The organism is Enterobacter cloacae complex sp. 6730903 (genome assembly GCF_048283985.1).
Classification (GTDB): domain Bacteria; phylum Pseudomonadota; class Gammaproteobacteria; order Enterobacterales; family Enterobacteriaceae; genus Enterobacter; species Enterobacter hormaechei_C.
On the sequence record NZ_JBLVXX010000175.1, the window covers coordinates 1 to 370 of the forward strand.

The 370-nt window shown below is 38.9% G+C and carries 1 pseudogene; it reads left to right on the forward strand.

Annotation, left to right across the window (positions count from 1 at the left end):
* A pseudogene (locus ACNQ0W_RS25425) lies at nt 1-354 on the forward strand (replication protein); the annotation flags it as partial.
* Between the last annotated feature and the right edge of the window lie 16 nt (nt 355-370).

Genomic DNA, 370 nt, shown 5'->3' on the forward strand with positions numbered 1-370 from the left:
TTTAAAACCTATGCCGTTGCTTTCAAAGGAAGAAAGCAACTTCATTGGTCAAAGGGTTTAAAGAAATTATTTGAATGTCCGGTTAAGGATGACGAGGAAATTGCAAATACAAATACTGAAGAAGATCCGACTGAAGTTGTTCATGCTCTTTTTCTTAGTCCTCAAGATTTTTGGGCAATCTGTTATCACAAAAAACGTGCCGAGTTTCTTGAACTCGTTGAATCCGATTTTGCTAAAAATGGGATTCAGACCGATCTAAAATCCGTAAGGGATTTTTTGATCAGGCTTAAAAACGCAAGGCGTTTTTCAGGGGGTCAAGGGGGAAATCTCCCCCTCTGCGAGCGGACAATTTGAAAACGTAGTTTTAAAA